We start from the raw sequence: 13786 nt of genomic DNA, 5'->3' as shown, positions 1-13786 counted from the left end.
CATTCCGCTGTGCCGGCACCGCCAGTTCCCGGCGCCCGCTCCTCAGGGTGTGTGCAGTCGCTGTGCTCCATGGGGCCATGCTGCGCCACGGCGGCTGAGAAACCTCTAAGAACGGCCCCGGGCAGCGGATGGCGCAGGAGCCGCCGGCGGAGGACCGGCGTGGACTGGGCAGGGGCGGCGGTCCATGCGGCTCCGGCCATGGCGCTGGCGGTGGCGGGGCCGACGGCACTTGGTGTCCGGCCGCGGACCGGATGCGGGTGGGCCCCGGCGGGAGGGGGCTGCCCGCCGGGGCCGTGTCGGTTTCCTTCCTTGCTAGACGTGCACGCCGGGCCTGGGGTGCCCGGCGCGGGCCGGCTACGGGGTGCCGGGGGCGTCGCCGGGGTCGGTGTGGTCTCCGGTCTGCTGGACGTTCGGACCCTGGTCGGGTCCCTGGTTGGGCCCCTGCGGGTCCGCGGTCCCCCCGGTCTCGGGGGTGTCCGCGGCGGTGCCGGGGCTGTCGGGGGTGTCCCCGGGGGTGGGGGCGTCCGCGGTGGCCGAGCTGGCCGGCGGGGCCGGCGTGGGGGTGGTGGCGGCGTTCGCGGCGCCGACGCCGAGGCCGGCCAGCGCGAGGGCGCCGACCGCGCCGAGGGCGGCCTTCTTCTTCAGGTCCAGGGCGGTGAGCACCTGTCCGAGGTCCTTGGTCCTTCTCATTGCGGTGTTCCCTTCTGTCCGTGGCCCCGTGTGCCGGGGCCGGTGTCCCGCCGTCCCAGGCGGGGCGGCGATGGATCCACCGTGCGCGCACGGGCCTGAGGGGACGCTGAGGCCTGCTGTGGGGCGGTTGAGGACGCCGTGCCCGCGATTAGGCGCCCGGGCCCTCCCGGCGCGATCGTGGATCCATGGGAGAGCAGCATGGCCGGCCCCGCCGGCCGGGGCGCGTATGGGGCATCCGGAGGTGGGCCACAGCCGTGGCCGTCGCGGTGGTGGGGGCGGCGCTGGTGCTGGGCGGGGTCCTGCTGCTGGTGCTCCTGCAGCACTCCCTGATCACCACCACGGAGTCCTCCGCCCGGCACCGGGCCCAGGACGTGGCGTACCAGATCGCCAGCCAGGACGTGGGCGAGGCGGCCCAGACCCTGGCCGCCACGGCCTCGGCCGGGCAGTACGTGCAGGTCATCGGCCCCCAGGGCACGGTCGTGGCCGCGTCCGAGGCCGCGGTTAAGGGCGCCCCCCTGACCGCCGCGCGGCCGGCCCCGGGCACGGTGACCGTGCAGGACGTCTCGAGCCTGGCCAGCATCGGCGACCCCGACGCCTTCCTGGTCGTCGCCCTGGGCGTCCAGGGCCAGGGCGGGCCCTACACGGTCGTGGTCGCCTCCACCGTGCAGGTGCAGGCCGCCACCGTCTCGACGGTGGCATGGTTCCTGCTCGGGGCCGGTCCGCTGCTGCTGGTCCTGGTCGGGGTCGCCGTGTGGGTCCTCGTCGGACGGCCCCTGCGCCAGGTCGAGCGGATCCGCTCCCAGGTGGACCGGATCGACGCCGCCGCCCTGGACGGGCGGGTCGAGGAGCCCGGCACCGGGGACGAGATCCACCGCCTGGCAGTGACGATGAACGCCATGCTGGCCCGGCTCCAGGACTCCGACCGGGCCCAGCGGGCCTTCGTCTCCGATGCCAGCCACGAGCTGCGCAGCCCGCTGGCCACCCTCTCGGCCGGGATCGAGGTCGCCGCGGCCGACCCGAGCGGGCACACCTGGGAGGAGATGAAGCCGGTCCTGGGCGAGGAGGCCGCCCGGATGGGGCACCTGGTCGAGGACCTGCTCACCCTGGCCAGGGCCGACGACGGGGGCCTGCGGGTCCGGGCAGGGGACGTGGACCTGGACGACCTCGTCGATGCCGAGGTGCGCCGGCTGCGCGCCCTGACCGGGCTCCGGATCGAGGCGGGCCCGATGGAGCCGGTGCGCGTGAGCGGGGACGCGGCCCGGCTGGGCCAGGTCCTGCGCAACGTCCTGGACAACGCCGCCCGGCACGCCCGCACCAGCATCACGGTCGGCCTCGCCCAAGGGCCGCAGGGGGTGTCCCTTACCGTGGACAACGACGGGGACCCGGTCCCTGCCGCCGAGCGGGAGAGGATCTTCGAGCGGTTCGTCCGCCTGGACGAGAGCCGCTCGAGGGAGTCCGGCGGCGCCGGGCTGGGCCTGGCGATCGCGGCACGGATCACGGCCGCCCACGGCGGGACCATCACCGCCGGCGACGCCCCCGGCGGAGGCTGCAGGTTCGAGATCCGCCTGCCAGCGCAGCCTCAGGGCCTCAGCGGCCCCCCGGGCGCCGGGGCGGCCGGTCGGCGCTGAGCCGGTACCCCATCCCGCGCACCGTCGCCAGCGTGGCCAGTCCGAAGGGTGCATCGATCTTGCGGCGCAGGTAGCCGATATAGACCTCCACGACATTGTCGCTGCCCTCGAAGGCCGGGTCCCAGACATTGTCCAGGATCTCGGCCTTCGACACGACCTCGTCCCGGCGGCGCATCAGGTACTGCAGGAGCCCGAACTCCCGCGCCGTCAGCTCCACCGGGGCGTCCCCCCGCATGACCTTGCGGGTGAGCGGGTCCAGCGACAGCGTCCCTGCCTCCAGGACGACAGGCCGCTCCGGGGCTCCCCTGCGGATCAGCGCCCGGAGCCGGGCGACCAGGACCACGAAGCTGAACGGCTTGGTCAGGTAGTCGTCGGCGCCCAGGTCGAACGCGTCGGCCTGGTCGTACTCCCCGTCCTTGGCCGTGAGCATCAGCACCGGGGCCCACACGTGCCGCCCGCGCAGCTCCCGCAGCACGTCGTAGCCGTTCTTCCGCGGCAGCATCAGGTCCAGCACCACCGCGTCGTAGGGGTTCTCCGAGGCGGCCCACAGTCCGCTGACCCCGTCATGGACGACGTCGACCACGAAGCCCTCGTTGGACAGGCCCCTGCGAAGGGCCTCGGCCAGGCCCTTCTCGTCCTCGACCACCAGCAGCCTCACCGCATCGCTCCTCCCACTCGCCCGCCAGTGTCCCACCCGGGCGCTGAGCCGTGCCTGAGAGGGCGGCGGCCGCCCCGGCTCAGCCTAAGCTCAGCGGCACCGCCGAGACTGGAGGGGCAGGACCGGGACCGCGGCAGGCAGCCAGCACCTCGCGGGGCCGGACCGTCCCGGACAGGAGCCGGGCAGCCTGCTGGGAAGATTGACCGGAACCGGTCCCTGTGCGCCCGGGCGGGACTCCATCACCATCGGCGCCGGCTTCGCAGCCCCCGGGCTGCGCCGGCGGCCGGGAAAAGGGGCGGCCCCCGGCCCGGGCACAGCCGGGCACACAGGATCGCCTGCCCGGGCCCGCTGGCCCGGCGCCCGGGACCGGTCGCACCGCACAGCACACCGAGGGGGCCGCCGATGGACGAGAGCACACCCCCACCGCAGCGCACAGGCGGGGGCGCTCTGGGCGGGCGCCGGCTGGGCAGGTGGCTGGGCGGCGCCCCGGCGACAGCGGTCCTGACTGGGGTGTTCGTGGCGGCCGGCGCGGCCCGGACGCTGGGGTGGGCCGGCGTGCCCGGGACCGCGGTCACCGCGCACTCGTTCCCGTCCCAGTGGTGGGCGGTCGCAGCCAGCGCGGTGTGGCCGGGCACGGTTCCGGGGTTCGTCCTCGGTGCCGCGCTGCTTCCCGCGGCCGGCGCGGTCGCCGAGAGGCGGCTGGGGACGCTGCGCTTCGCGGCCGCTGCCCTGGCCGCGCACACGGCCGGGGTGCTCGCAGCGCTGGGCCTGGCCTACCTCCTGAGGGCCACCGGCGGGACCTGGTCCGGTCAGCTGCTCGGGCACTCCTTCGCGGGCCCGAGCGCGATGGCGCTGGGCGCGCTGACGGCCGCCACCGCCGGCATGGGCCCCCTGTGGCGGCGGCGGATCCGCCTGGCCGTGCTGGCCTCGGCTGCCCTGCTCGTCCTCTACAGCGGATCCCTCGCGGACATGGTCCGCCTCCTGGCCGCTGCCGCCGGCATCGCTCTCGGCCCGGCGCTGCACGGGCGGGCGCCCCGGCTGCGGGCCGGGGCTGTGTCGCGCCGCGAGGTGCGCACCCTGACCGCCGTGGCCGTGGCCGTGGCCGCGGTCGGCCCTGTCCTGGCCGGGCTGCTGCCCCATGCTGTGGGCCCGCTGGCCCTGCTGCACCTGGTGTTCACCGGCCTGCAGCCCACGGACCCGCAGACAGTGAAGGCTCTGTGCGCCGACCCGTCCCAGGGGCGGGACTGCGCCGCGGCGCTGCTGCAGCAGCGCGCCGGGGCAGGAGCGGTCTTCATGGCGGTGCTGCCCTCGGTCCTGCTCCTGGTCCTGGCCGAGGGGCTGCGCCGCGGCCGGCGGGCTGCCTGGGCCGGCGCGCTGGCACTGGAGGCCGCGATGGCCGTCCTCGCGGCCGTGTACATCGCCGCGGCCCTCGCCCCGGCCTCCCCCCTGCCGCAGGGGGAGTGGCCGGGGGCGGTGGACGTGGGGATGTTCCGCAACCGGGCTGCCCTGGTGCTGCCCCTGCTGACCCCTGCGGCCCTGGCCGTGCTGCTGGCCGCCGTCCGCACCCACTTCACCGTCCGCGCCCCCCGCGGCGCCTACGTCCGGCTGGGCGGGCGGCTGGCGTTCGCCGGCACGGCGCTGGCGCTGGCGTACTACGGGGGCGGCCTCGTCCTGCACCGCGGGTTCTCCCCTCCTCCGGGCCCGGCCCAGCTGCTCGCCGACCTCCCCGACCGGTTCCTTCCCCTGGGCTACCTCACCGACACCGCCCCCGCCTTCGTCCCGGAGAGCGTGCCGGCGACCCTCCTGTACGAGGGGACCGGGGTCGGATTCTGGGCTGCCGCCTCGGCCCTGGCCCTGGCCTCCTTCCTCGAGCCTCCCGACGCCGCCGGGACGGCCGGCCGGGACCGGGCCGTGCGCCTGCTGGGCTCAGCGGCGGACTCCACCAGCCTGTCCTGGATGACGACGTGGGCCGGGAACCGGTACTGGTTCACCCCCGACGGCGCCGGCTACATCGCCTACCGGCCCCTCTCGGGCGTCGCCCTCACCCTCGGGCCGCCGGTCTGCCCGACCACGGCCGAGCGGGCGGCGGTCGCAGGATTCGCCCAGTTCTGCGCCGCCAACGGCTGGACCCCCTGCCTCTACGCCGTCCCCGAGCACACCCGCAGGGCAGCGGCTGCACTGGGCTGGGCGGCGGTGCAGGTCGCCGAGGACGCCGTACTGGACCTGGGCTCCCTGTCCTTCGCCGGCAGGAGGCACCAGGACGCCCGCACGGCCCTGAACCGGGGCCGCCGCGAGGGCATCCTGGCCCAGTGGACCACCTGGGCCCAGGCCCCGCTTGCCGTGCGCGAGCAGATCCAGGCGATCTCCGAGGAATGGATCGCCGACAAGGGCGTGCCCGAGATGGGCTTCACCCTCGGCGGCATCGAGGAGATGGAGGAACCCGCCGTGCGCCTCCTGCTCGCCATCGACGCCCACGGGAGGGTGCACGCCGTCTCCTCATGGCTTCCCGTCCACGCCGGCGGCACCGTGACCGGGTGGACCCTGGACTTCATGCGCCGAAGCGGCACCGGGTTCCGGCCAGCGATGGAATTCCTCATCGCCTCCGCCGCACTGGACCTGAAGGACCAGGGCTTCCAGACGCTCAGCCTCTCCGGCGCCCCGTTGGCCCACAGCGGGGCCCCCGGCCCCGCCGACTCGGCCCTCGACCGCGCCCTGGGACGGATCGGGTCCCTCCTCGAGCCCGTCTACGGCTTCCGCGCCCTGCACGCTTTCAAGGCCAAGTTCGGCCCCCGCTGGGAACCGCTGCACCTGGCCTACCCCGATCCGGCGTCGCTGCCGGCGATCGCCGGCGCCCTCACCCGCGCCTACCTGCCCCACGCCACAGCCGCCCAGCACCTCGGCCTCCTCGGCCGCATCGCCGCCGGGCTCCTCCGCCCCCGCACACGGCCGAGGATGTCCCCGACCCGGCCACGGCCGGGGAAGGACCCCGATCGGGCACACTGACCGGCCGTGGCACTGCCGTGCCCGCGGGGGCCGCGGTCTGCGGCCGCGGGGCTCAGAATCCTCTCAGCTGCGGGGGCCGACACTGGGGGGCGGAGCCGTGGCGGAAGGGGCCCGCAGGCGAAGGCGGGAGGACTGGCATGGCAGAGGACGACCGGGGACACGCAGGGCTGCTGGCGGGGCCGGCCCTGCCGCTGCGGTCATGGCTGTGGCTCCCCGCCGGGGCGGCGCTGTTCGCCGCTGCGGTGCTGTTCGGGGCTGTCGCGTCCTCCTACGGCCCATTCACCCCGGAGCTGGGGGTCGACGCCGCCTGGGGCCGGGACCGGAACCCGGTGCTCGCTGCCGCGGCCCTGGCAGTGCACTACTTCCTCGGCCCTGTCGGCGGGGTGATCCTGGCGGCGGCGGCCTGCGCGGCGCTGCTGCTGCGCCGCCGCCCCCTCCACGCAGCGGCCTTCGGGTCCATCACCGCAGCCGGATGGGCCAGCTCCGAGGCCGGGAAGGTGCTCGTGGGCCGGCTGCGCCCCCCTTCCCGGGCCGTGCACGCCCTGGTGTCCGAGACACGCCCTGACAGCTTCCCCAGCGGCCACACCGCCCTCGCCTTCGCCCTGGCCCTGGCCGTGTTCCTGGTCCTGGCCCACACTGTGCGGCAGCGCTGGGCGGCCGGGGCGGCCGGGGTGCTCTTCACCGCCGCTGTCGGGCTGTCCCGGGTCTACCTCGGTGTGCACTACCCCACGGACGTCATCGGCTCGGTCCTGGTCGGCACCGCTGCCATGCTGGTCTGGCTGCCGGTCTGGAACCGGGCAGCGGGGCCCCGTCTGGCACAGGCCCTGGAGCGCCGCCAAGGACGGCCGCAGCCCGGGCCCGCCGGGGAAGGGGGCCGGCGGTGAGCGCGTTTGCCGGCACCGTCCTGCAGATGCCGCCGGGCCTGGCCTGCGCCGTGGTCTTCGCCCTGGTGTTCCTCGAGGACGCCCTCTTCGTGGGCTTCGTCATCCCGGGGGAGACCGCGGCGATCCTCGGTGGGGCACTGGCCTCCACCGGGCGCGTCTCCGTCTGGGCCATGCTGGCATCGGTGGTCGTCGCAGCCATCGCCGGGGACACCGTCGGCTACGCCATCGGCAGGCGCTTCGGTCCACGGCTGCTGCAGGCACGCCTCCTGGACCGGCACCGCGACCGGCTCGGCCGGGCACAGGACCTGCTGCGGCACAGGGGCGCCCTGGCCGTCGTCCTCGGACGGTTCACCGCCTTCTTCCGCGCCGTCATGCCCGCCCTGGCCGGCACCGCCCAGATGCCCTACAGGTCGTTCCTCGCCTTCAACGCTGTCGGGGGGACCGTCTGGGGCAGCGCAGCGGTCCTCCTCGGGCTCGCCGCCGGAGCCTCCTACGACGCCGTCGCACGCTCCGCCGGCGCCGGTGCGGCCGTGGTCACGGCACTGGCCGTCCTGGCTGCCCTCCTCCTGTGGCGCCGCCGCCGGCGCTGGGCCGGAGAGCGGGAGACCGCCGAAACGCCCTGAACCGCCGGCCAGCGCCGGCCCGGAGTTCTCAGCGTCCTCTCATCGACGCCCGTCTAGCGTCGCAGCCATGAGCGAGGCGGCGATCACCACGACGGCACTGTCCAAGGCGTACGGGCCCCACCAGGCACTGAAGTGCCTGGACCTGACCGTCCCGGCCGGGGACGTCTTCGGCCTGCTCGGCCACAACGGGGCAGGGAAGACCACCACGGTGAACATCCTCACCACCCTGCTGGCCCCGACCGCCGGCACGGCCGTCATCGCCGGCCACGACACCGCCTCCGACCCGGCCGGGGTACGGCGCAGCATCGGGTACCTGCCCGAGAACGTCCAGTTCTACGACGCCCTCACCCTGGACGAGAACCTTGCATTCTTCGCACGCCTCTCCGGCCTCCGCCGCCCCCAGGCCCGCATCCGCGAGGTCCTGGGGTTCCTGGACTTCACCGGCCACGGGCACCGGAGGATGGGCACCTTCAGCAAGGGCATGCGCCAGCGCGCCGGCATCGCCCAGGCCATCCTGCACGAACCATCAGTGGTGTTCCTCGACGAGCCCACTTCCGGCTTGGACCCCCAAGGGGTGGCGAACCTCCGCGAGACCATCACCCGCGTCAACATGGACCTGGGCATGACCGTCTTCATGAACACCCACCTGCTCTCCGAGGTCACCCGCACCTGCACCAGCATCGGCATCCTCAGCTCCGGCACCCTGGTCTACCAGGACTCCGTCGCCGCCACGCTCGAGGCGTTCCCCGACCGGGAGAGCCTGGAGGACATCTACCTCCACATCGAAGCCGGCCACACCCGAACACAGCAGGCCGCAGCGGGGCAGGCAGAGGCGGGGCAGGCATGAGCCCGTGGACGGCCGCCGTCGCCCACGAGCTGCTGTGCCTGCGCCGGGAGAGGCTCCCCCACCTGCTGCTGGCCGTCTTCGTCGCCATGACCGCAGCCGCGGCGTTCATCGGCTCCTCCGCCCGGGGCACCGTCTCCGCCGTCTACCGGGAGGCCGTCGCGCAGCAGCTCACCGCCGCGGCGAACCCCTTCGACGCGCTCCCGCCGCTGTACTACGCACGCAACACGGTGGTCTACATCGTCCTCATCGGCGCCCTGCTCGCCATCGTCGTCGGCGCCCGCTCCACCCTGCGGGACCGGCAGGCCCGCACCGCAGACCTGATCCTGGCCCGCCCGGGGTCCCCGGCCGGGTACCTCGGGGCCAAGCTCGCCGGGACCGCCCTCGCGATGCTCGGACTCATGGCGGCCTCCGCACTGATCAGCATCGCCTGCGTCAGCGCCGTCGCCGGGCACCTGCTGGGTCTCGGCGACTGCGCCCGCCTCGCCGCGCTGCACGGGCTGGGCTGGCTGTTCCTGCTGCCCTTCACCGCCCTCGGGATGCTCTCCGGGACATACTCCCGAACCGCCGCCACGGCGCTGCTGCTGCCCATTGTGCTCTGGAGCGTCGTGGTCTTCGTCCTGCCCCTGCTCGGCACCGCAGCGCACCCGGTCAGCCTCCTCAACCCCGTCGCCCCTCCCCCGGCAGACCGGACGGGACTGTTCGCCCTCACCGCGGCCCTGACCGCTCCGCTCTCCCTCGGCGAGCAGTTCAAACAGGCCGCCTCCGCCCTCCTGGGCGGCCCGCAGGCCGCCGCAGACCCGGCCGGCGGCCTCCTCACCCTCACCACGGCGGCCGCTCTCGGCTGCGCCGCCGTGGTCGCCACCCGCCGCAGCCGGACCAGGAGCGCCCTGCATGACTGACCTGACCGTGATCGCCGGCAAGGAGCTCACCGCGCTGCGCCGCAGCCGCTTCCTCCTGGCCCTGTGCGTGTTCCTGGCCGCCGTCGTCGTCATCTCGGTGGTGGTCGCCTCGGCGGACTTCAGGGTCAAGCTCGCCGACTACCACCGCTACGTCGATGCGCTCACGGCCGCCGGCAGCCCCGTCACCGCCCCGGCACCGCAGCTGTTCCCCCTGCAGATGCTCCGCGCCGGCATCGAGTACCTCGAGATCGTCGGCAGCCTCTTCGCCCTCGTCCTGGGCCACACCATGATCGCCCGGGAGAGGGAAGGCCAGACCCTCCCGCTGCTGCTCACCCGGCCCCTGCGCAGGCACGCCCTGATCGGCGGCAAGGCCCTCGCCGCCGCCCTGGTCTGGACCGCCGTCTCCGCCGCCCTGTTCACCGTCATCACCGCCACCCTCCTGCTCGTGGCCGACGCCCCCCTTCAGGGCGCCGACTACGCCCGGCTCGCCTTCGCCGCAGCCCACACTGCCGCCTACCTCACCCTGTGGACCCTGGCCGCCATGGCCCTGGCCTCCCTCGGCCGCCGCCCCGGCACCGGCCTCGTCATCGCCCTCGTCCTCTGGCTCACCGTGGTTCTGGTCATCCCCCAGATCGGGGACACCATGGACCCCGACAACCAGGTCCCCGGCGGCCTCTTCGCCAGCCTCCAGGTCGACAAGGCCCACGAACAGGCCGTCATGGCCCACTTCACCGGCTACGAGACCGCCCGCGACCTCATCGAGCAGACCTCCCTGACCAAGCAGTACGAACGAGCCGCCTTCGCCTACCTCGGCATCAAGAACCAGTACAACCAGCAGCCCCTCACGCAGGTGTGGGCCGGGACATTCAACAACACCCTCTGGCTCCTGGCCGGCCTCGCCGCCGCCGCCCTCGCCGCCCTCGCAGCAGGCCGCAAGAAGACCCTCCTACGAAAGGCCAACTGATGCCCACCCCCCACCGCCCCGCAGCCGCCTTCGCCGCCGCCCTGATCGGCCTCGCCGCGCTCACCGGCTGCAGCGCCACCGCATCCAGCCCGGCCCCCGCGAGCTCGGCACCGGCCGCCACGGTCCTGCCCGCCACCTCCAACCCCATCCCCACCACCGGCACCAAGACCGGCCTCGCCATCGCCGACGCCATCGCCGAGAACAACACCGACCCCACCACCAAGGCCCCCGTCCCCGACCGGATCCAGTTCACCCTCACCAACACCACAGCCCAGCCGATGACCGGCCTGCAGGCCTACTACACGATGAAGGACACCGCCACCGGCAAGACCGAGTCCTACTACCAGAAGCTCGACGGCCTCACCCTCGCCCCCCAGCAGTCCCAGACCATCTACTTCGACAACGGAACCGGCCCCGGCCACTACCCCGAGAACAAGTACAGCCTCTACCGCACCTCCACCAATCAGGTCACCATCACCATCGAGGCCGCCGCCACCGGATACGCCCCCACCCTCGCCACCGCCACGAAGTCCCCCGGCACCGGAGAGAAGCTCGACTGAGCCCCCCCACCAGAACCAACACCGCCGCCGGCGCCGAGCGCCAATGGATCCAGCCGGAACAGGCCCAATGGCCCAAGCTCCCCGCCCACCGTCGCGCTAGCATGGCCGGCAACGTCCAGACGAGGGCGCGCCGGGGCAGCGGCTGCGACGGAACTGGCCACCCGCACCGCATCCCGAGAAGGGCCCCCCTTTTGCGCGCACACACCGGCCTCCCGACGGCCGCGGCCCCCGGCCCCGCCCGACACCTCGCCTGGGCCTACCCCGGCCTAGCAGAGTTCGAAGGACGCGTCGCCTCGTTCCTGGTGCAGGGGCACATCCGCGGTGAACGGCAGATCCTCATCAGCGAGGACCCAAGGCCAGCCGCTGGCCCAAGCGCCTGCTCGAACGCGGCGACCTCCTGCTCCTGAGCACCGCCGAGGCCTACGGCAGCACCCGCGTCATCGACCCCACCTGGACGCGCGCCGCCTTCGAAGCCACCCTGGCAGAGGCGGCCGCCCTGGGCTACACCGGCCTGTGCATCGCCGCCGACAACACGGCCCTTGCCTCACGCCCGGAGCAGCTGGAGGCATGGACCCGGTGGGAGGACGAGGCCGGAACACTCATGAAGGCCCACCCCATCACCGCACTGTGCGCCTTCGACCGCACACGGACCGGCCCGCCGACGCTGGAGGCCCTGATGAGGCTGCACCAGAACCACTGCCACCCCGATCTGGCCCCACACCAGCGCCGCTGGAGCCGGCTCCACCGACTCCGAGCACCCGGTACCAGGTAGCCGGGCACTGGGGGCACAGCCCGATCCGAACGGCCGCAGGTCAACGGACGCGAGACAGTCCCCTGGAGCCAGCCGGCCGCCGCTCATGACTGGGGAGCGGCCCTGCCGGCATGGTCAGCGGCCCCGTCCTCGGTCCTTGTCCCTGCCGGGCGTGGGCTCGGGCCCCACGGTCCGCTCCGGGGCGGCCCCAGGAGCCTGGGTCGGTGCCCCAGGGAATGCCTGGGCGACGAGGCGCTGCACCTTCTCCTCCTCGCTCTCCACGCGCGGGGCAGCGGCGAGCCAGCGGGACCCGGCGGAGGGCGGGGCCTGCGCGGTCGCGTGCTGGGTCTGGAGGGCCTGGAGGTCTCCGCGGACGATGGTGAGCTTGTCCATGGCCGCGGCCCTGACCCGCTCGGCGTCGCCGAGCCTGCCGGCGGTCTTGTGCATGTCGTGGATGGCGCGCATGGTGTTGCGCAGCTGCGCCAGCAGCAGGGCGTGCCCGGCTGCCGTGGACGGCCCCACGGAGGTCTGCATGAGCAGCATGCACGCGCCCTTCGCGCTCGGCATCGGCGCGTGCTCGACCCGGGGCGGGAAGCGGCGCAGCTGGGCCGTGCGGGCCAGCGCCTTGGCGGTGTCCGCCAGCGGCCCGGGCACCGCCTCGGTGCGCAGGCTCCAGGCGGCGAAGGCACCGGAGGTTTCGCGCGCGACCTGGGCCCAGAGGGCCTCATCGTCGAGCGGAATCGCCTTCATCCGCTCGTAGAGCTGTCCGACTTCGGCGGTGGCCTTCTCCCACTCGGCGGCAGTGGGCTCGTGGACCTCGCGGCCCTCGGCGGTCGGGCGCTTCCCCTGGGCGGCCGCCTGCCATTCGACAAGGGCTGCGGCCACGGTCTCGTCCGTGACGTTCCACCCCTTGCGCAGCTGCGGCAGGGCCAGGTCCCGGGCGATCCTTCCGCCGCCGAACCACACCGGCTTCCCCGCCTTGCTCTCCGGCCGGAGAGCGACTGAATAGCCGGCAACGGCCCCGATGCCGCCCTGGGCGAAGCGGGGTCGCACGAGGACCCCGCAACGGCGCAGGCGCCGGACGAACTCGGCCTCGTCCACGCTCGCCGTGGACGCCGCCCGCAGGACGCGCTGGAGCCGGTCACGGTCCAGCTCTGCCACGCCCATCGCGACGGCGCGCTCCCGTTCCTTGGGGTGGTAGCCGCGCTCGGCATGCAGCCCGCGCACGACGCGCAGACCGTGCTCCTCCTCGAGCTCCGCGCAGGCGTCCTGGGCGCGCTTGAAGTCCTTGTGCTGGCTCCACCGGGTGCCGTCCTCCCGGACCATGGAGACGGCAAGGTGGATGTGGTCATTGCCCGCCTTGCTGGACCCGTGGTGGATGGCGATCCACCGGCACGGCGGCTTGCCGTCGCTGCCGGTGAAACCCATCTTCTCCGCGAAGCCGCGGGCGATCTTCCCCCACGCTTCATCACTGAGCCGTCCCTCATCGGCAGGCAGGCTCAGCGAGACGTGGAAGACGTGCCTGGCCCCTTCCCTGCCGGCACCGAAGACGGACTTGGGAATGTCCATCTCACGGCCGAGTACAAGGGCCGCCTCGGCGTCCAGGCGCTGCCCGACCTCTACACTGACGATCGACTCGGACGCCGCGATCAGCCGCTGGTCCTTGTGCTCGTTCGCACGTCCCGGGCCCACCAGGTAATTGATCAGCCCGACCATGCGGTCACCCTTGGTGACATTCGGGATCACGGGCGCATCACCTGCACCACAGCCTCGTCAATGCGGGCCATGAGACGACGCGCAGCGGCCACCGCCGCGGCCGCGTCATCGGGGAATTCTCCGGTGGCGTTCGCGTGCCGGGCGATCTGGTTCACGTTGTTCGACACAGCCCCGAGAAGGGTCCGGATCCCCAGCAGCTCCTGCGCGAGGTTCCGCCGGTCGAAAGCAGTCTCCCCCGGCTGCGCCATGGCGCTCTCGAACAGCAGGCGCGGCGGCGTCACACCCTGCTGCTCGGCCTTGACCACGACAGCGGCCTTCTCCTCCGGGGAGCACCAGACCTTGATGTACTCCTTGCGGCCGCCCCGCTCGTTGTCACGGCGCGACTTGCCCAGGCGCCGTACCGCCTTGGCCTCGCCCATGACGCTCCTCCCGGCCCAGCGCAGCGACCCCGAACCTCGGGGACTCACACGCCAGTGTGCCAGAAGCCCGACCCCCGGGTCGAGCTTCCAAGCCATTTACGGGCACGTAAATCTATAGCTTGCTCCTCCCTGGGGCCTTCGGTG

The 13786-nt window shown here is 73.9% G+C and carries 13 protein-coding genes; 9 read left to right on the top strand and 4 right to left on the bottom strand.

The window, feature by feature from the left end; all coding sequences use genetic code 11:
- Positions 1–354: 354 nt before the first annotated feature.
- Positions 355–690, bottom strand: a complete 336-nt coding sequence (locus tag V7053_RS14610; protein ID WP_334173003.1) for a hypothetical protein — start codon at positions 688–690, stop codon at positions 355–357.
- A gap of 185 nt (positions 691–875) precedes the next feature.
- On the opposite strand from V7053_RS14610, the gene V7053_RS14605 reads away from it, so the two are divergent.
- Entirely contained in the window at positions 876–2318 is a 1443-nt protein-coding gene (locus tag V7053_RS14605) for a sensor histidine kinase (RefSeq protein ID WP_334173002.1), read from the top strand.
- Here V7053_RS14605 and V7053_RS14600 read toward each other — a convergent pair.
- On the bottom strand, positions 2278–2976 hold the full coding sequence (locus V7053_RS14600; RefSeq protein ID WP_334173001.1) for a response regulator transcription factor: 699 nt from the start codon (positions 2974–2976) through the stop codon (positions 2278–2280). The genes V7053_RS14605 and V7053_RS14600 overlap by 41 nt on opposite strands.
- Before the next feature lie 402 nt (positions 2977–3378).
- Between V7053_RS14600 and V7053_RS14595 the strand changes: the two genes are divergently transcribed.
- From V7053_RS14595 to V7053_RS19095, 8 genes are all read left to right on the top strand, one after another.
- Positions 3379–5979, top strand: a complete 2601-nt coding sequence (locus tag V7053_RS14595) for a DUF2156 domain-containing protein (protein ID WP_334173000.1) — start codon at positions 3379–3381, stop codon at positions 5977–5979.
- Between the two features lie 137 nt (positions 5980–6116).
- The gene (locus V7053_RS14590) at positions 6117–6863 is read left to right on the top strand and encodes a phosphatase PAP2 family protein (RefSeq protein ID WP_334172999.1); all 747 of its coding nucleotides are present in this window, start codon (positions 6117–6119) and stop codon (positions 6861–6863) included.
- Entirely contained in the window at positions 6860–7486 is a 627-nt protein-coding gene (locus V7053_RS14585; RefSeq protein ID WP_334172998.1) for a DedA family protein, read from the top strand. Before V7053_RS14590 ends, V7053_RS14585 begins: the two co-directional genes overlap by 4 nt.
- A gap of 67 nt (positions 7487–7553) precedes the next feature.
- The gene (locus V7053_RS14580; protein ID WP_334172997.1) at positions 7554–8333 is read left to right on the top strand and encodes an ABC transporter ATP-binding protein; all 780 of its coding nucleotides are present in this window, start codon (positions 7554–7556) and stop codon (positions 8331–8333) included.
- On the top strand, positions 8330–9232 hold the full coding sequence (locus V7053_RS14575; protein ID WP_334172996.1) for an ABC transporter permease: 903 nt from the start codon (positions 8330–8332) through the stop codon (positions 9230–9232). Before V7053_RS14580 ends, V7053_RS14575 begins: the two co-directional genes overlap by 4 nt.
- A complete protein-coding gene (locus V7053_RS14570) occupies positions 9225–10196 on the top strand; it encodes an ABC transporter permease subunit (RefSeq protein WP_334172995.1) in 972 nt (323 codons plus the stop codon). Before V7053_RS14575 ends, V7053_RS14570 begins: the two co-directional genes overlap by 8 nt.
- Positions 10196–10756, top strand: coding sequence for a hypothetical protein (locus tag V7053_RS14565; RefSeq protein WP_334172994.1), 561 nt, complete (start codon positions 10196–10198; stop codon positions 10754–10756). Before V7053_RS14570 ends, V7053_RS14565 begins: the two co-directional genes overlap by 1 nt.
- A gap of 376 nt (positions 10757–11132) precedes the next feature.
- Entirely contained in the window at positions 11133–11528 is a 396-nt protein-coding gene (locus tag V7053_RS19095) for an MEDS domain-containing protein (RefSeq protein ID WP_443022625.1), read from the top strand.
- A 114-nt stretch (positions 11529–11642) separates the two neighbouring features.
- Here the strand turns inward: V7053_RS19095 and V7053_RS14560 are convergent, their stop codons facing one another.
- Positions 11643–13253 (bottom strand): relaxase/mobilization nuclease domain-containing protein, encoded by a 1611-nt coding sequence (locus V7053_RS14560; RefSeq protein ID WP_334172993.1) that lies wholly within the window; start codon positions 13251–13253, stop codon positions 11643–11645.
- On the bottom strand, positions 13250–13642 hold the full coding sequence (locus tag V7053_RS14555; RefSeq protein WP_334172992.1) for a plasmid mobilization protein: 393 nt from the start codon (positions 13640–13642) through the stop codon (positions 13250–13252). Before V7053_RS14555 ends, V7053_RS14560 begins: the two co-directional genes overlap by 4 nt.
- Positions 13643–13786: the final 144 nt, after the last annotated feature.

This window comes from Sinomonas sp. (assembly GCF_036848755.1).
GTDB lineage: Bacteria > Actinomycetota > Actinomycetes > Actinomycetales > Micrococcaceae > Sinomonas.
Note: the sequence above shows the minus strand (reverse complement) of the source record. Positions and strands in the feature narration are given on the sequence as shown.